The following is a 16,974-nucleotide window of genomic DNA, read 5'->3' as shown; positions in this document are numbered from 1 at the left end:
AGCGTACGGGGTGGCGGCGACCTCAGCAGGCTAACGCTCGTTTGGTTAGAGTGGGGGAGTCCACGCACGTGGTATTTTTGAACCAAGTCCAACTCAACGGGCGTTCATCCACGCGCCCACAGGAGAACCATGATCGACTTTTCCCTCACCGACGAACAGAAGCAACTCCAGCAGCTCGCGCGTGACTTCACCCGCAACGAGATCATCCCCATCGCCAGTGAGTACGACCAGAAAGAAGAACTCCCCTGGCAGATCGTCGAAAAAGCCCACGAAGTCGGCCTGCTCAACATGAGCGTCCCCGAACACGCCGGCGGCCTCGGCCTCGGCATGGTCGATGAAGCCATCATCGGCGAGGAACTCGCGTACGGCTGCATGGGCATCTACACCATCCTGATGGCCAGCGAACTGGGCATCACCCCCATCCTCGTCGGCGGCACCGAAGAGCAGCAGAAACGCTTCCTCGCCCCCCTCGTCGAGAAGCCCGCCCTCGCTGCCTTCGCCCTCAGTGAACCCAACAACGGCAGCGACGCCGCCGCCATGGGCACCACCGCCGTCCTCGACGGTGACGAATGGGTCATCAACGGCACCAAGATGTGGATCAGCAACGGCGGCGTCGCCGACATCACCGTCGTGTTCGCCACCACCGACAAGAACGGCGGCCACAAAGCCACCGTCGCCATTGTCGTTCCCAAGGACGCGCCCGGTCAGAGCTACAACAAGATCAAGCACAAGCTCGGCCAGCGCGCCAGCCTCACCAGCGAACTCGTGTTCGACAACGTCCGCGTCCCCAAGGACCACATCCTCGGCGGCATCGGCGACGGCTTCAAGATCGCCATGAAAACGCTCGACAAAACCCGTATTCCCGTCGCGGCGGGCTCGGTCGGCGTCGCGCGCCGCGCCATGGAAGAAAGCATCAAGTACGCCAAGGAACGCGCCGCGTTCGGCAAACCCATCGCGACCTTCCAGGCCATCCAATTCAAACTCGCGGAAATGGCCATGGGCATCGAAACCGGCCGCCTCATGAGCCTCAAGGCCGCGTGGCTCGTCGACCAGGGCCTCCCACACGGCTACGAAAGCGCCATCGCGAAAGCGTACTGCTCCGAAATGGCCTTCAACGCCGCCAACGAAGCCATCCAGGTGCACGGCGGATACGGCTACGTCGGCGAGTACCCCGTCGAGAAGCTCCTGCGCGACGTGAAACTCAACCAGATCTACGAAGGCACCAACGAGATCCAGCGCGTCGTCATCAGCCGCAACCTCCTGAAGTAACCCCGCCCGGCAGCAGAGCAGGCCCCCGCGACACCGCAGGGGCCTGCTTTCATCTGGCGGCCCACGGCCAGGGGCGTTCAGGACTGCGTGCGGAAGCGGTACTCCGTGACCGTCCGGTACACCTCACCCGGGTTCAGGCGCGTGCTCGGGAAGTCCGGGCGGTTCGGGCTGTCCGGGAAGTGCTGCGTCTCCAGGCACACCGCCCAGCGGTGCCCGTACACCTGCCCGCCCTTGCCGGTCACGCTGCCGTCCAGGAAGTTCCCGGAGTAGAACTGCACGCCCGGCTCGGTCGTGTGCACCTCCATCACGCGGCCCGACTGCGGGTCGCTGAGCGTCGCCACGTGGCGCAGCGCGCCCGCCGCCCCCTGCAGTACGAAATTGTGGTCGTACCCGCCCGCGAACTGCAGCTGCGCGTCCGCGTCGTCCACGCGCTCGCCCACGCGCCGCGCCGCGCGGAAGTCGAACGGCGTGCCCGCCACGTCCAGCAGTGTCCCGGTGGGGATCAGCGTCTCGTCCACGGGCGTGATTGCGTCCGCGTGCACGACCAGTTCATGGTCGAGCACGTCCCGCGTGGCCCCCGCGAGGTTCCAGTACGAGTGGTTGGTGAGGTTCACGACCGTCGGCGCGTCCGTGACCGCGTGGTACGCCAGGCGCAGCGCGCCGTCCGCCGTGAGCGTGTACGTAACGGTCACGTCCAGCGCGCCCGGGTAGCCTTCCTCACCGTCCGGGCTGGTGCGCGTCAGCGTCACGCGCGGGCCGTCCGCCGTGACGTCCGCGTCGCTGGTCCACATCACCTGATCGAACCCGCCGGGTCCGCCGTGCAGCGCGTTCGGGCCGTTGTTCGTGGCGAGCTGGTGCGCCCGGCCGTCCAGTTCGAACCGCCCGCGGGCAATGCGGTTCCCGTACCGCCCGATCAGCGCGCCGAAGTACGACGCGGTCGCCCGGTCGAAGTACGGCCCGGCCTCGTCGTGCCCGAGCGCCACGTCCGCGAGCGTGCCGTCGCGGTCCGGGGCGTCCACGCCGACGATCACGCCGCCGTAATCCATGATCCGGGCCGTGACGGGACCGTGGCGCAGGGTGTAGAGGGTGATGGCCGAGCCGTCCGGCGCGGTCCCCCACGGCGTGCGCGTAAGGGACGGGGCGGAAGGGGAGAGGGCAGCGTCAGTCATGAGGACCTCCGAGGGAATGAAGTGACAGGCCGGAACGTGCCGCCCAGTGTACCCGCCCGGGACACCCGGAACGCGCGACCGGCCGGCCCCCGCCTCGCTCGCGGCCTACCGGGCGGTCCAGCCCAGGTCGAGGTCCAGCACCGCGCCCGTCATGCCCCACGCCGCCGGGCTCACCACGTACGACGCGAGCGCCGCGACGTCCACCGGGTCCAGCAGGCGCTTGATCGCCGCGGGCTCCAGCATCACCTGCTGCTCCACGTCCGCCTCGCTGATGCCGCGCGTACGCGCCTGATCCGCGATCTGCCGCGTCACCAGCGGCGTGCGCACGTACGCCGGGCAGATCGCGTTCGCGGTGAGGCCCGCGTCCGCGCCCTCCAGCGCCTGCGTACGCGTCAGGCCGATCAGCCCGTGCTTCGCGCTGATGTACGCGCTCTTGAACGGGCTCGCCACCTGCGCGTGAATGCTCGCGACGTTCACGATGCGGCCCTGCCCGCTCGCCGCGAGGTGCGCCCACGCGTACTTGCTGAGCAGGAACGGCGCGGTCAGCATGACGTGCAGCATGGCGTCCCAGGTGTCCTCCGGGAAGTCCACGATGGGGTCGATGTGCTGGAAGCCCGCGTTGTTCACGAGCACGTCCAGCCGCCCGAACGCGCCCGTGACGGCGTCAACGGCGGCGCGGCAGTCGGCGCGCCGCGAGAGGTCCGCGCCGACGAACAGGAATGCCGCGTCGTTCGCGACGGCCCGCGCCTCCTCGCGGTCCAGGTCGAGCACAGCGACGCGCAGCCCGTCGTCCCGCAGGCGCTGGGCGATGGCGAGGCCGATGCCGCTGGTGCCGCCCGTCACGAGGGCGACGCGCTGATCCGAAATCTGCCGGTCGGTGGTCATGCGCGCAGTGTACGGGCGGCCCGTCACGCGCCGGTTTCACCAGTCGTTCAGGGCGCGAAGCTCGTGAGCGCCCGGTGCAGCGCCGCCGTTTCCGGCAGCGGCGTGAGGCCCAGCTCCCGCAGCGCCGCCGCGCACGCCGCGTACGCGCGCTGCACGCCCGCGACGTTCCCGAGCGCGTACCGGGCGCGCATCAGCACGCGCGCGGCCGGCTCGGACGCCGCGTCCAGCGTGAGCGCGTGCTCCGCGAGGCGCGCCGCGTCCGGCGCGCGGCCGTGCGCGAGGGCGTACGCGCCCTCCTCCGCGATCGCTTCCGGAAGGCGCGCCGCGTACTGCGCGGCCACGTCCTCCACCGCCGCGAGCGGCACGGACGCCACGCCTCCCGGCAGGGCCAGCAGCGCCGCCGCCCGGCCCGACGTGCCCGGCGCGGCCCTCAGCGTCGCCCACGCGGCGTGCAGGTCCACGTGCAGGTCCGGCCCGACCCGCAGCCGCACCCAGTCGCCGCGGTCCAGGAAGAACCCGCCGGGCGCGCCGGCCTCCAGCACCTGCCCGAGCGCGTGCAGGGTCACGCGGAAGTTCCGCTCACCCACCGCCGGGTCCGCGTCCGGGAACAGCGCCTCCTGCGCCGCCTCGCGCGCGAGCCCGTCCGGGTGCACGGCCAGCAGCGCCAGCAGGTCACGGGCCTTCGCGCGCCCCCAGTCGCGCGGCTCCGCGCCGTTCACGCGCGCGCCCACCCGCCCGAGCACCTGCACGTCCACCGTCCAGCCGGGATGCCCGAGCGGAACGCCACGGTCGTACCCGAGGGCGGCCTCCACGCCCGCAAGGTCCCAGCGCTCCCCGGCCTCCAGCACCGCGCCGCGCAGGCGCGACAGCACCGCCGCGCGCCCCGCGACCGTGCGCGCCGGCGCGAGCAGCGACGGGTGCGCCAGCAGGAACGGGTACGCGCGCACGGACGCCACCGCGCTCCGCGCGTCCGCGCGTCCCGCCACGAACAGCGCGAGCGTCACGCAGGCCACCCCGAACGCGTCCCCGCACGCCGCGAAGTCCGCGCGGGCGTCCTCCAGGGCCGCGGCGGCGTCCTGCCCCGCTTCGAGCGCGCCGAGCGCCGTCGTGAGCCGCGCGAGGCCCGTCATGTACCGGTCGCCGCTCGCCTGCGCCGCCTCCGTGGCGCGCGCACCGTACGCCGCCGCTTCGCCCCCCACCGCCGTGAGGTACGCGAGGCCCATGAGCGGCTCCACCTGCAGGCGCGGCGCGACCGCCTCCGCGCCCGCGAGCGCCCCCTCGTACGCGGCGCGCGCCGCCCGCAGCTGCCCGCCCGCGAGGTGCGCGTGCCCGAGCCGTGCGCGCGCCAACGACCGCACGAACGGACTGTCGAGCCGCTCACCCTCCGCGAGGCCCGCGCGCGCCACCGCTTCCGCGCCTCCCGGGTCGCCCAGCACACTCAGCACGAAGCTCTCCAGCAGCAGCGCCTCCCGGTGATTCCCGGCGGCGCGCTCCCCGCCCACCTCCGCGCGGGCGGCGCGCGCCACCGTCAACGCGCGCTCCAGGTCGCCGCGCCGCAGAGCGTAGCGCGCGCTCTCCGCCAGTTCCGGCGCGAGCGCCACGGCGTCCGCAAGGCGACCCGCGTTCAGGGCGTTCTCGGCGCGCAGCACCCGCACGTCCCCGCCGAGCGCTTCCGCGCGCGCGAGCAGCGGCTCCGCCAGGGCCGGCTGCACCGTGTCGAGGTACACGCGCGCCCGCCCGAGCAGCCCCATCAGTTCCGGCGCCTGCACGTACGCCGCGACGGCGTCCGCGTACCGCGACTGCGCGCGCCGCACGTCTCCCAGCAGGCCGTACAGCGCCGTCTCCTGCGCCCAGATGCCCGCCGGGAGGCGCGCGAGGCTGCGCTCCATCAGGTGCACGCGCCCCTGCGCGAGCCACCCCTCACCGCGCGCCAGCAGCAGCCGCGCCGCCGCGTCCGCGTTCCCGGCCTGCAGGTGCGCGGCCATCGCGCGCCGCCAGCGGCCCGTCCCCTCGAAGAACGCCGCGCCCTGCGCGGCCACCGCGCGCGCCTCGCGCTCCGGCACCTGCGCGCGCAGGTGCGCGCGCAGCAGCGGGTGCGCGCGGTACGCGTCCCCGGCGCGTGTCAGGAACGTCCCGCCGTCCGCGAGCGCGTCCAGGCGCGCGCGTGCGTCCGGCTCCCCCAGGCCCTCCTCCAGCAGCTCCGGCGTCACCTCCTCGAACACGCACGCGCGCAGCAGCAGCGCCTTGAGCGCCGGGTCGAGCGGCCCCAGCACCTCCTGCGCGAGGTACTCGAACAGCGTGCCCAGCTGCGGCGCCTCCCCCTCCAGGTCCCGCAGGTCCTCTGTGCGCAGGCGTCCCTGCCCGGCCGCCTGCACCAGGAACCGCACCGCGATCGGCCAGCCTTCCGTGAGGGCGTGCGCGCGGCGGACGTCTTCCGGGCGGGTCGTCACGCCGTTCGCGTCGAGGAGGGCCTGCACCTCCTGCACCGTGAATGCCAGGTCCGCGGCGCCCAGGGCGCGCGCCTCGCCGCGCAGCGTGAGCGCCGTGAGTTCCGGCCAGCGCAGCGGCGTGCGCGTCAGCAGCGCCACGCGCGCCGGCAGCAGCGTGCGCAGCAGCAGCAGGGCGTCCGTGCCCTGCGTGTGCTGCGCCTCGTCGATCACGAGGAGCGTGTCGGTGTCTTCCAGCAGTTCCGCGGCGGCCCGCGCGACCGCGAGCGGCGCCGCGTCCGCGTTCAGCAGGGCGCTCAGGCGCTCCCCGCCCGGCAATCCCGCGAGGGCGAGCGCGAGGCCGCCCGCGAGGACGCGTGGGTCCGCGTCGTCTACGTCGAGCGTCAGCCAGCACGCACCGCCCAGGTCCGCGAGGTGCGCGGCGAGGGCGGTGGTCTTGCCGTACCCGGCGGGCGCCGTGACCGTCAGGATGCGGGCGCTCTGCAGCGCCTCAAGGAGGCGCGGGCGCGCGACGGCGCCGCGCACCTGCGGGGGCCGCGCGCGGCGCGCGGAGGCATGTTCACGCCAGGACACGCGGCTATGCTAGTGAGTTGGCAGGCCGCATGGCAATGGCTCAGCGGCCCACGGGAACGCCGGTGTTGCGCTGGAGCTCCTCGAAGGAGACGTGTGGGGCGAGTTCGACGAGGCGCAGGCCGGTGGGGGTGACGTCGAGGACAGCGAGGTCCGTGATGACGCGGTGCACGACGCGCACGCCCGTGAGCGGCAGGGTGCACGCCGGCAGGAGCTTCTGGGCGCCGCCCTTGGCGGTGTGTTCCATCAGGACCACCACGCGGCGCACGCCCGCCACGAGGTCCATGGCGCCGCCCATGCCCTTGACCATCTTGCCGGGAATCATCCAATTGGCGAGGTCCCCGCGCGCGCTGACCTGCATGGCCCCCAGAATCGCGACGTCCACGTGCCCGCCGCGAATCATGGCGAAGCTGTCGGCACTGCTGAAGAAGCTGGCGCCGGGCGTGGCGGTCACGGTCTGCTTCCCGGCGTTGATCAGGTCCGCGTCGACCTCGGCGTCGGTGGGGAAGGGCCCGATGCCCAGCAGGCCGTTCTCGCTCTGCAGCGTGACGTTCACGCCGGGCGGCAGGTGGTTGGCGACCAGGGTGGGCAGCCCGATGCCGAGGTTGACGTACATGCCGTCCTGCAACTCCTGCGCGGCGCGCGCCGCCATCTGCTCACGGGTCCAGGGCATCAGTGACGCACCGTCCGCTGCTCAATGCGTTTCTCGGGGGTGGGGTGGTGGACGACGCGCTGCACGAAGATGCCCGGCGTGTGAATCTGGTCCGGGTCGAGTTCGCCAACCTCGACGAGCTCCTCGACTTCGGCGATGGTGACGCGCCCGCAGGTGGCGACCATCGGGTTGAAGTTGCGGGCGGTCTTGCGGTAAATCAGGTTCCCGGCGCGGTCGCCCCGCCAGGCCTTGACCAGGGCGACGTCCGCGCGAATGGCGCGCTCCAGCAGGTACGTTTCACCGTCGAACTCCGCGGTGGGTTTGCCGTCGGCGACCGGGGTGCCCACGCCGGTTTTGGTGTAGAAGGCGGGAATGCCGGCACCGCCGGCCCGCAGGCGCTCGGCGAGGGTGCCCTGCGGGGTGAATTCCACGTCGAGTTCGCCGGCGAGGTACTGGCGTTCGAATTCGGCGTTCTCGCCGACGTAGCTGCTGATCATCTTGCGGATCTGGCGGGTGTGCAGCAGCACGCCCAGGCCGAAGTCGGTGACGCCGGCGTTGTTGCTGGCGACGGTGAGGTCGCGCGCGCCGGTGTCGCGCAGCGCGGTGATGAGCGCTTCGGGAATGCCGCACAGCCCGAAGCCGCCCACCGCGATGAGCTGCCCGTCGTGCACCACGTCCGACAGCGCCGCCCGCCCACTCTCATACACCTTGGTCACATTCAGTCTCCTTTGCAGTTTTGCCGTGGCCGGCGGGGCCGGCCAGCGTCGGCGGGCCCCCGGCCGTGGCCCGTCTATTGACTCAGCAGCGCCCGGAGGTGTGGCGCGAACTTCTCCGGTTCGTGCAGGCACGCGAGGTGCCCGAGGTCGCTGTCCACTTCCACGTGCGTGTGCGCCACGCCCGCCGCCGCCGCCGCACGCGCGAACGCCCGCATCTCCGACGCGGGAAAGAACAGGTCGCTGAGGACGTTCACGCTCAGCAGCCGCGTCCCGTGCGCCCGCCACCGCTCGAACAGCGCCTCGGGCGGCGCGATGCACCGCAGGTCGTGCGTGCCCACCACCCGCCCGATATCCAGGATGTGCGCGAGGCTCGCCGCGCCCCCACGGGCCCGCACGTACGCCGCGAAGTCCTCCTGCTCGAACCACTGCCGCACGCCCTCCGCGCCCAGCCCGTAGAAGCTGATGAGCCGCAGCGCGCCCTCCACCCCGCCCGCTCGCGCGACCTCCCAGAGCGTCGGCAGGAACGCCTGCTGCAGGACCGGCCCGGCGTACGGACTGGCGACCAGCGCGCCCACGCGCGGCGCGAGCTGCGGCGCGCGCGCCGCCCACTGCAGCGCCTGAATGCCCCCGAAGCTCGGCCCGAGCACCGCGTGCCACGCGGGCACGCGCAGGTGCCGCATCAGCGCGCACTGCAGCTCGAACAGGTCCCCCAGGTCCCACGCGGGGAAGCGCTCGCCGTACCGCCGGCCGTGCACGTCGGGCGAGTCCGGGCCGGTCGTCACGACGCGCGGGTCGAGCGCCTGCACGTTCGACGGCGTGTTCATGCACACCACGAAGTACCGGCGGGTGTCCACGGCGAGGTCGTCGCCGATCAGCGCGTCCCACCAGCCGGGCGTGTGGCCGCCCCCCGCGGCGTGCATGGTGCCGGTGTAGTAGTGGCAGACCAGCACGGCGTTGTCGCGCGCGGCATTCAGGGTGCCGTACGTCTCGACCTGCAGGCGCACCGGCAGGGGCGCGGGACCACCGAGGGCGTGCGTCGTCTCGAACGTGAAGGTGTGGGTGGTGGTGGCGGTCACGCGTTCACGGTACGCACGGGCCGTAACGGTCCGGTCACAGGCGCGCCCGGCCCGCCACTGTAATGGCAGCGTGACGGGCCAGCACTACACTCACCACGACATGAACAAACTGCTGATGACGGGCTTGATGCTCGCGCTGTCCGGCGCGGGCGCGGTGAAGGTCGGCGTGCTCCTCCCCCTCACGGGAAGCGGCAGCGTTTCAGGCCAGGCGGCACAGAACGGGTACAAACTGGCGCTCGACGAGATCAACCGCGCGGGCGGCGTGCTCGGCAAACCCCTCGAACTGGAATTCGCGGACGACGGCAGCAACCCCGCCAAGGCCGTCCCGGAATTCGTGAAGCTCGTGACGGTCGACAAGGTGGACTTCATGGCGGGCGGCGTGAGCAGCGCCACCAGCATCGCCGTGAGCGGCCCCGCCCGGCAGTACAACACCTTCATGGCGTGGATCGGCGCGGCCGCCGTGCCCGTCGAGGACGCGTTCGCGGGGCACCCGTACTTCTTCCACTACCACCCGTGGTCGTACTACAACTTCGAGGCGATCCTCGACTACTTCAAGTACCTCAAGCGCACGAAAGGCGCCAAGGACATCGCCATCGCGTACGAGGACGGCCCGTTCGGTTCGGCCGGCATCAACGACACCGTCGCGGCGTTCAAGAAAGCCGGCTTCAAGGTCGTCATGACTGAGAAGTTCAAGACCGGCAGCGGCAACTTCGGCCCGCTTGTCAGCAAAGCCAAAGCCGCGAACCCCGACATCCTGTACTGGGTCGGGTACGACACGGACGCCCTCCCGCTCGCCACGGAAATCAAGCAGCAGGGCCTGAAGCTCGGCATGGTGTACGGCACGCCGCCCTCCTGGCCGGTCGGCTTCGAGAAGAACGCCCTCGCGGACAACATCGCCGGCCTGAGCCTGTGGCTGCCGAACAGCCCGCAGGCGGAAAGCCGCAAATTCGTCGCCGCGTACAAGAAGAAATTCGGGAACGTCACCGAAGAGTACTTCGCGCCGCTCGCGTACGTGAACCTCATCAGCCTCGCGCGCGCCATCAACGACGCCGGCAGCACCGACAAGGACAAGGTCGCCGCCGCCCTCGCCAAAACGAACATGAGCACGCCGTTCGGCCCGCTGACGTTCACGCCCAGCAACAAAACGAAGTACCAGGGGTTCAAGAGCGGCAACTGGCTGCACTTCCAGTTCCTCAGCGACACCCGCTCCCCCGTGTACCCCATCAAGTTCGCGCAGAAGCCCATCAAGTACGGCCGCTGACCGCCAGCGCGCCCCGCGGGGAGACACCATGACCATCCTGTCCAGAACCATCCCCACCGCGCGCCTCGCCGTGCACGTCCTGGAACGCCCCGCCGAGGGCCCTCCCGCCGGGCGCGTGCTGCTGGTGCACGGCAACGTCTCGTCGAGCGAATTCTTCCGCGACCTCCTGCAGGCCCTCCCGGCGGGCCTGCACGTCGTCGCCCCGGACCTGCGCGGCTACGGCCTCAGCGACCCCCTGCCGCTCGACGCGACGCGCGGCCTCGCGGACTTCGCGGATGACCTGCACGCCCTGATGGACGCGCTCGGCTGGGCGGGCGCGCACCTGCTCGGCTGGAGCCTCGGTGGCGGCGTGGTCCTGCACGCCACGCTGGAGCGCCCCTCGCGCGTGCACACCCTCACGCTCGTCGCGCCCATCAGCCCGTACGGGTTCGGCGGCACGCACGGCGAGCGCGGCACCCCGAACGCCGCGGACTTCGCCGGCAGCGGCGGCGGCACCGTCAACGCCGCCTTCGTCGCCGCCATCCGCGACGGCGACCGCTCCGACGCCCCCGGCAGCCCCCGCGACGTCCTGCGGAACTTCTACGTCCACGCCGCCCACTTCACCTTCCCACCCGAACGCGAAGACGCCCTGCTCAACAGCATGCTGCAGACCCGCACCGGCGACGACCACTACCCCGGCGACGCCACCCCCAGCGCGCACTGGCCGCACACCGCGCCGGGCACGCGCGGCGTCGCCAACGCCTTCAGCCCACGCTTCATGCACCTCGCGCGCCTCGCGGACCTGCGCGGCGGCCCGCCCATCTTGTGGGTGCGCGGCGAGCAGGACGCCATCATCGGCGACGCCAGCCCCCTTGACCTCGCCACGCTCGGCCAGCGCGGCCTTATTCCCGGCTGGCCCGGCGACGCCACCCACCCGCCGCAACCCATGCTCGCGCAGACCCGCGCGGTCCTGGCAGCGTACGCGCGCGGCGGCGCGCCCGTCCGCGAGGTCGCCCTCGACGGCGTCGGCCACGCCCCCTTCCTCGAAGCGCCCGCCGCCTTCCTCGACGCCTTCACGGAGCACCTGAGCGCATGGACCTCTTCTTTCAGACCCTCCTGAACGGCCTGCTGCAAAGCGGCATCTACGCGCTCGTCGCGAGCGGCCTCGCGCTCGCCGTGGGCGTCGTCGGCATCGTGAACTTCGCGCACGGCGAATTCCTGATGCTCGGCGCGTTCCTCGCGTGGGGCCTCAGCAGCGCCCTCGGCCTCGACCCCCTCATCAGCCTGCCCATCGCGGCGCTCGCCACGTTCGCCGCTGGCGCCCTCACGTACCGCGTGTCCATCCGGCACGTCCTCCTCGCGCCGGAACTCAACCAGATGCTCCTCACCTTCGGGCTCGGCATCGTCCTCCAGAACCTCGCGCTCATGCTGCTCGGCGGGAACACCCGCACGGTCAGCACCGCCTACCAGGGCAGCAGCCTGCACCTCGCCAGCCTGACCATCGGCACGCCGAAACTCATCGCGTTCGCGCTTGCCGCCGCCATCCTTGCGGGCCTGTACGCCGTCCTGTACCGCACGAGCCTCGGGCAGCAGATGCGCGCTGTCGCGCAGAACCGCCGCGGCGCCGCCCTCATCGGCCTGAACGTCGACCGCGTGTACCTCATCGCGTTCAGCGTCGCGTGCGCGCTCGGCGGGATCGCGGGCGTCCTCGTCGCCGTCCTGCTGTTCGCCAGCCCCACCGTCGGCCTCGTGTTCAGCCTCAAGGCGTTCGCGATCATCGTCATGGCCGGCCTCGGGAACCTCACGGGCGTCCTGTGGGCCAGCGTCCTCCTCGGCGTCAGTGAAGCGCTCGTGCAGACGTACGTGCCCGGCGGCGGCGGCTGGAGCGACGCCGTGTTCTTCCTGCTCATCTTCGCCACCCTCGTGCAGCGCTCCTGGCTCGGAGGCCGCCGATGACCGCCCGCGCCGCCACGCCCACCCGCAACCGCGCGAAACGCTGGAGTCTCGGCCCGCTCGCCGCCTTCTTCGCCCTCGCGCTCGCATTCCCGTTCCTCCCGCTCGGCGACCGCACCGAATACCTCCTGCAGATCGGGTACTTCACGCTCGTCGCCGGCACCCTCGCGCTCTCCTGGGACATCCTCGCGCGCAGCGGACAGCTGTCCCTCGCGCACGCCGCGTTCTACGGCATCGGTGCGTACACCTTCGCGATCCTCAGCAAGGCTGGCGTCGCCTGGCCCCTCGGGCTGCTCGCCGCCGCCGCCCTCGCCGCGCTCATCAGCGTCATCCTCGGCGCGGTCGCGTCCAGGCTGTCCGGCATGTACTTCGCGATCGCCACGCTCGCGTTCACGGAAGTCACCCGCACCGTCGTCCAGAACCTCCCTGAGAGCTTCGCCGGCGGCCCGACCGGCCTGCTCGTGCCCGCGTTGCTCGGCGGGAACTCCCGCGCGCAATACCTCCTCGCGCTCGGCATCCTCGTGCTGGCGGTGCTCGTAAGCCTCACGGTGCGCCTCACCCGCCTGCACGCCGCGTTCAGCGCCATCCGCCAGGGTGAGGACGTCGCCCGCGTGCTCGGCGTGAACGTCGTGCGCTACAAACTCCTCGCGTTCGCGATCAGCAGCGCCCTCGCCGCCGCCGCCGGCGTGCTGTACGCCGGGAAGACCTTCTTCATTAACCCCGGCGACACCTTCAGCATCGCCACCAGCATCGCCCCCCTCACCACCAGCATCTTCGGCGGGCTGTACACCACGCTCGGCCCGGTCCTCGGCGCCACCGTCCTGCGCGTCGCCGAGGAACTCCTGCACTCGCAGTTCAAGAGCGGCTACCTCATCGTGTACGGCCTCGTCCTCATCATCAGCATCCTGTGGCTCCCCCGCGGCCTGATGGGCCTGCTGCGCCGAGGCCGAACGGACGGTGACCTGTGACCACCCCCGACATCGTGCTGCGCGCCGAAGGCCTCACGAAACGCTTCGGCGGCCTCACCGCCGTGCAGGACGTCAGCTTCGAGCAGCGCGCCGGCGAGATCCTCGCCATTATCGGCCCGAACGGCGCCGGCAAAACCACCCTCCTCAACCTCCTCTCCGGCCTGCACCGCCCCACCAGCGGCACGCTGCACCTGCTCGGCCACGACGTCTCCCGCGCCAGCATGGAACGCCGCTGCCACCTCGGCCTCGGACGCGCCTTCCAGATCGTCCGCCCCTTCCCCGAAATGACCGTGCTCGAAAACGTCACCGTCGGCGCCCTCTTCGGCAAGCCCGGCGCGCGCCTCCACACCGCCCGAGAGGAAGCCTGGGCGCTCCTCGAACGCACCGGCCTCGCCACCCACGCCCACAAACCCGCCCACGACCTCAACCTCCTGCAGGACAAACGCCTCGAAGTCGCCCGCGCCCTCGCCACCCAACCCAAAGTGCTGCTCCTCGACGAAGTCATGGCCGGCCTGCGCCCCACCGAAGCGCAAGAAGCCGTCGAACTCGTCCGCGGCGTCCGCGACAGCGGCATCAGCGTCCTGTTCATCGAGCACATCATGCCCATCGTCCGCGACCTGGCCGACCGCGTCGTCGTCATGGACCAGGGCCGCGTCCTCGCGCGCGGCACGTACCACGAAGTCACCGCCGACCCGCACGTCATCCGCGCCTACCTCGGCACCGAACTCGACCAGGACGTCGCCTGATGGACCTCGTCATTCAGAACCTCCAGGCCGGCTACGGCAAAGTCCAGGTCCTCTGGGACGTCAACCTCCACCTCAACCCCGGCGAGTTCGTCGCCGTCATCGGCGCGAACGGCGCCGGGAAAACCACCACGCTGCGCGCCATCAGCGGCCTCGTCAAACCCACGGGCGGCCGCATCCTGCTCGGCGGGCAGGACCTCACAGGCCGCAACCCCAGCGACATCGTCCGCCTCGGCCTCGGCCACGTCCCCGAAGGCCGAGAACTGTTCCCGCTCATGACCGTCCTCGAGAACCTCACGCTCGGCACCGCCGTGCGCCCCGAAGCGCGCGCGCACTCCGCGCAAACCCTCGCGCAGGTGTTCACGCTGTTCCCCCGCCTCCAGGAACGCCAAACCCAACTCGCTGGGACGCTCAGCGGCGGCGAACAGCAGATGGTCGCCGTCGGTCGCGCCCTCATGAGCCGCCCCCGCGTGCTGGTCGTCGACGAACCCAGCCTCGGCCTGTCCCCCCTCATGACCCAGATCGTGTTCGGCGCCCTCAAAGCCGTCAACGACACTGGCGTCGCCGTCCTGCTCGTCGAACAGAACGTCGGCGCCAGCCTCAAGCTCGCCGACCGCGCCTACGTCCTTGAGAACGGCCAGGTCGTGAACGAAGGCACCGGCGCTGCGCTGCTTGCTGACCCCACCGTCCGCGAAGCGTACCTCGCCCTTTAAACCCCAAAACAAAAGGCGCACCGAACCCGGTGCGCCTCAATCCTGCCCCAGTCGTGCCCGCATCTCCAGCACCCAATCCAGGTATAGGTCCGGCAGGAACAGCGCCTTGGGCTGCGCCTTATGCTCAAGCGCGTCCTTAAGATCTGACGACCACGTCCACCGCTCGCTCAGGCTCACGCGCCCCCCCGTCAGTAACACCGCCTTTGAGTCGCCGATCATATGCCGGGCCTGACTCAGCAGGTACTTGACCTGTGTGTAACCGCGAGTTTCCTCTTCTATACCTAGCAAATCAGTTACGACGCGCTCCCAGGGCACCACACCCTGAGAATGAAGGTAAGCAAGCAGGGCGACAACTTTACTGCTGCCTTGTACCGTTACGGTACGGTCATTGATTCTGATAGTGGGTGTACCTAGGGTCTGGATCTGGATTGTTGGTGTTTCGACGCGTAGAGGGGGCAGGGGCATTTCCAATCCCTCGTGCCGTGCGAAGGCGTAAAGCTCGCCGAGTACCCATGCCTCATCAACGAAGGCTGCAGGCTCATCTCTCTCGAAGGCATTCTGTAGCAGACTGAGCGCTCTCTCCAAGTGCCCATTGGAGTAGGCGAGATCTGCGAGATGTAACTCAATACGTGCGGCGTCACGGTCACCTATAAGGGTTAGTAGCTTTTCTTCCGGCGGTTCGAGATGGATGTTTAGTTGCTTCTCGGCAATCCAGATCAACGCTTTCGCCCGGTGAGCGCCATTTCCGTCTATGTTGGAAGCCAAAGCTGCATGGTAGGCCCTCAGGCTCTCCAAAGGGTCGCCGCTAATACGCAAGGCATGGCCTAAGTGGATGTTTGCAGTAAAGGTAAAATACGGTTGAGTAGCAGACTTTAATGCTTGGAGTGCTCGAGAACGGGCGAGGCTAAAATCTCCTTTTAGGCGTGCTGCCTCGCTAAGATTTTGCAAAATGTTTGAATTAAGGTATCGGGCATCTTTGATCACTCGAGTGGTGGATAGTGCCTGCTCCAGGTAGTGAACCGCATGATCTAGGCGTAGTCGTCCTAAATATTCATTTCCAAGGTTACTTAGGACCCAGGCAACTGATGCCTTGTTCCCTTTTAGAGTGGCCAAGGCCTGATGCATTACCTCTAGGGCCTCATCATGCTTGCGTTTTATAATGAGAAAACGAGCTGAGGACATTTTTATTTGCCCTATTAGTCTTAAGTCCCCTTTTTGTTTGGCGGATTCTGCTGCCAAGCTCAGGTAATACTCTGACTTTTCTAGATTTCCCAGGAAATCAAAGCATCTGGATTGTAGATAATACCAGTCTGGAGCTAACTCTGGCAGAGGAGCTTCTCTGGAAAGAAGCTCCTCTGCTAATTTTATCTTGCTGGAATCCCAGAGATCATTTGCCTCGGAGAGCCTTTCTCGTTGGACTTCAAGGAGTGCTTTTCCCAATTTGGGAGGGTGTAGGGGGCTCTTGACTTCGTGGTAGTCCATAATTACAGCCGCCTCCTGTATTATCAGCGTCAATTGGTCGTGCTTGAGCATAACTGGAAGCCAAAAGAATAAACAGAATCCGGATTGCTATCTTCATAAATGCATTTTAAAAGCAGGCCCTCTTTTTTCAAGTTCCTTTAAGTGGAGAAAAAAGCGTATGTGGTCTAATCTATCTGTCTATCTACTACCTAGAAGTTGGGTATACAGTTCTCGTTCCCGTTCGCTTAATTCACTTGGCACGGTCACATTCACGCGGACGAATAGATCGCCGTTTCCGCCGTTGCGTTTGGGCCAGCCCTGGCCGCGCAGGCGGACGCGTCGGCCGCTGCTGCTGCCTGCGGGGAGGTTGAGTTCGACGTTCCCCTTAAGCGTGGGGGCCTTGATTTTCCCGCCGAGCGCGGCGATGGGGGCGGGCACGTCGACGCTCACGGTGACGTCGTCACCGTCGAGTTCGAAGCGGTTGTCGTCGAGGACGCGGACGGTGAGGAGCACGTCGCCGCCGCCGGGGCCCTGGCCGCTGAGGCGCAGTCTGGTGCCGTCGCGGGTGCCGGTGGGCACGCGCACGGTGAGGCGTTTGCCTTCCACCTGAATGTGTTCCTCTGTGCCGCTGAACGCTTCCTGCAGCGTGACCTGCAGTTCGCCTTCGACGTTCTGCACGAAGCGGCGGCCGCCGCCCATGCCGGAGAGGAGGTCTTCGAGGCTGACCTGCGCGCCGCCCGCGCCACTGAAGCCGCTGCGGCTCCCGCCGCCGAACAGGCCCTGGAAGAAGTCGCTGAACTGGCTGCCGTCGATGCCGCTGAAGTCCGCGCCGGGCATGCCGCCGGTGTACGCGCCGGGTGGGACCTGGCCGGCGTGGCCGTAGGTGTCGTAGACTTTGCGTTTTTCGGGGTCGCTGAGGACGGCGTAGGCTTCGCCGAGTTCCTTGAATTTCTCGGCGGCTTTTTCGTCACCCTGGTTTTTGTCGGGGTGGTATTGTTTCGCGAGTTTGCGGTACGCGCTCTTGATGTCGGCATCGGAGGCGCCGCGCGTGACGCCGAGCACGTCGTAGTAGTCCTTGTAGGCCATGCGAAATCTCCTGGGTCAAGCATAGC

15 protein-coding genes are annotated in these 16,974 nt (G+C 69.2%); 7 read left to right on the top strand and 8 right to left on the bottom strand.

The features are described 5' to 3' along the window. Window positions 1-129 precede the first annotated feature (129 nt). Complete coding sequence (locus DEIMA_RS12795; RefSeq protein WP_013557687.1) at window positions 130-1,269, top strand: acyl-CoA dehydrogenase family protein; 1,140 nt, start codon at window positions 130-132, stop codon at window positions 1,267-1,269. A gap of 77 nt (window positions 1,270-1,346) precedes the next feature. Here DEIMA_RS12795 and DEIMA_RS12790 read toward each other — a convergent pair whose 3' ends face one another. The 6 genes from DEIMA_RS12790 to DEIMA_RS12765 all read right to left on the bottom strand — a co-directional run bounded on the left by DEIMA_RS12790 (window position 1,347) and on the right by DEIMA_RS12765 (window position 8,784). Further along, complete coding sequence (locus DEIMA_RS12790; RefSeq protein WP_013557686.1) at window positions 1,347-2,438, bottom strand: aldose epimerase family protein; 1,092 nt, start codon at window positions 2,436-2,438, stop codon at window positions 1,347-1,349. Between the two features lie 105 nt (window positions 2,439-2,543). After that, window positions 2,544-3,323, bottom strand: coding sequence for a 3-hydroxybutyrate dehydrogenase (locus DEIMA_RS12785; protein ID WP_013557685.1), 780 nt, complete (start codon window positions 3,321-3,323; stop codon window positions 2,544-2,546). A 47-nt stretch (window positions 3,324-3,370) separates the two neighbouring features. Beyond that, on the bottom strand, window positions 3,371-6,343 hold the full coding sequence (locus DEIMA_RS12780; RefSeq protein WP_043816739.1) for an AfsR/SARP family transcriptional regulator: 2,973 nt from the start codon (window positions 6,341-6,343) through the stop codon (window positions 3,371-3,373). A gap of 40 nt (window positions 6,344-6,383) precedes the next feature. Then, on the bottom strand, window positions 6,384-7,013 hold the full coding sequence (locus DEIMA_RS12775) for a CoA transferase subunit B (protein WP_013557683.1): 630 nt from the start codon (window positions 7,011-7,013) through the stop codon (window positions 6,384-6,386). Then, entirely contained in the window at window positions 7,013-7,708 is a 696-nt protein-coding gene (locus tag DEIMA_RS12770) for a CoA transferase subunit A (RefSeq protein ID WP_013555658.1), read from the bottom strand. Before DEIMA_RS12770 ends, DEIMA_RS12775 begins: the two co-directional genes overlap by 1 nt. 74 nt (window positions 7,709-7,782) lie before the next feature. Beyond that, entirely contained in the window at window positions 7,783-8,784 is a 1,002-nt protein-coding gene (locus tag DEIMA_RS12765; RefSeq protein ID WP_013557682.1) for an alpha/beta fold hydrolase, read from the bottom strand. A 100-nt stretch (window positions 8,785-8,884) separates the two neighbouring features. Between DEIMA_RS12765 and DEIMA_RS12760 the strand changes: the two genes are divergently transcribed. Genes DEIMA_RS12760 through DEIMA_RS12735 form a run of 6 tightly spaced genes read left to right on the top strand, consistent with a single transcriptional unit; the run spans window position 8,885 to window position 14,401 of the window. Next, window positions 8,885-10,045: an amino acid ABC transporter substrate-binding protein gene (locus tag DEIMA_RS12760; RefSeq protein WP_043816737.1), complete on the top strand. Its 1,161-nt coding sequence runs from the start codon at window positions 8,885-8,887 to the stop codon at window positions 10,043-10,045. Between the two features lie 28 nt (window positions 10,046-10,073). Beyond that, window positions 10,074-11,144 (top strand): alpha/beta hydrolase, encoded by a 1,071-nt coding sequence (locus DEIMA_RS12755; RefSeq protein ID WP_013557680.1) that lies wholly within the window; start codon window positions 10,074-10,076, stop codon window positions 11,142-11,144. Next, entirely contained in the window at window positions 11,117-11,980 is an 864-nt protein-coding gene (locus DEIMA_RS12750; protein WP_013557679.1) for a branched-chain amino acid ABC transporter permease, read from the top strand. Before DEIMA_RS12755 ends, DEIMA_RS12750 begins: the two co-directional genes overlap by 28 nt. Then, window positions 11,977-12,945: a branched-chain amino acid ABC transporter permease gene (locus DEIMA_RS12745; protein ID WP_013557678.1), complete on the top strand. Its 969-nt coding sequence runs from the start codon at window positions 11,977-11,979 to the stop codon at window positions 12,943-12,945. The genes DEIMA_RS12750 and DEIMA_RS12745 overlap by 4 nt, the downstream gene beginning before the upstream one ends. Continuing rightward, the gene (locus tag DEIMA_RS12740) at window positions 12,942-13,691 is read left to right on the top strand and encodes an ABC transporter ATP-binding protein (protein ID WP_013557677.1); all 750 of its coding nucleotides are present in this window, start codon (window positions 12,942-12,944) and stop codon (window positions 13,689-13,691) included. The genes DEIMA_RS12745 and DEIMA_RS12740 overlap by 4 nt, the downstream gene beginning before the upstream one ends. Beyond that, on the top strand, window positions 13,691-14,401 hold the full coding sequence (locus tag DEIMA_RS12735) for an ABC transporter ATP-binding protein (protein ID WP_013557676.1): 711 nt from the start codon (window positions 13,691-13,693) through the stop codon (window positions 14,399-14,401). The genes DEIMA_RS12740 and DEIMA_RS12735 overlap by 1 nt, the downstream gene beginning before the upstream one ends. A gap of 36 nt (window positions 14,402-14,437) precedes the next feature. On the opposite strand, the gene DEIMA_RS17970 is transcribed toward DEIMA_RS12735, so the two are convergent. After that, a complete protein-coding gene (locus DEIMA_RS17970) occupies window positions 14,438-15,934 on the bottom strand; it encodes a tetratricopeptide repeat protein (protein ID WP_148234962.1) in 1,497 nt (498 codons plus the stop codon). A gap of 126 nt (window positions 15,935-16,060) precedes the next feature. Next, window positions 16,061-16,948 (bottom strand): DnaJ C-terminal domain-containing protein, encoded by an 888-nt coding sequence (locus DEIMA_RS12725; RefSeq protein WP_013557674.1) that lies wholly within the window; start codon window positions 16,946-16,948, stop codon window positions 16,061-16,063. Window positions 16,949-16,974 lie beyond the last annotated feature (26 nt).

The sequence above is a fragment of the Deinococcus maricopensis DSM 21211 genome (assembly GCF_000186385.1).
Lineage (GTDB): Bacteria > Deinococcota > Deinococci > Deinococcales > Deinococcaceae > Deinococcus_B > Deinococcus_B maricopensis.
The sequence above is the reverse complement of the archived record's forward strand: the minus strand, read 5'-3'. Positions and strand labels throughout refer to the sequence as shown.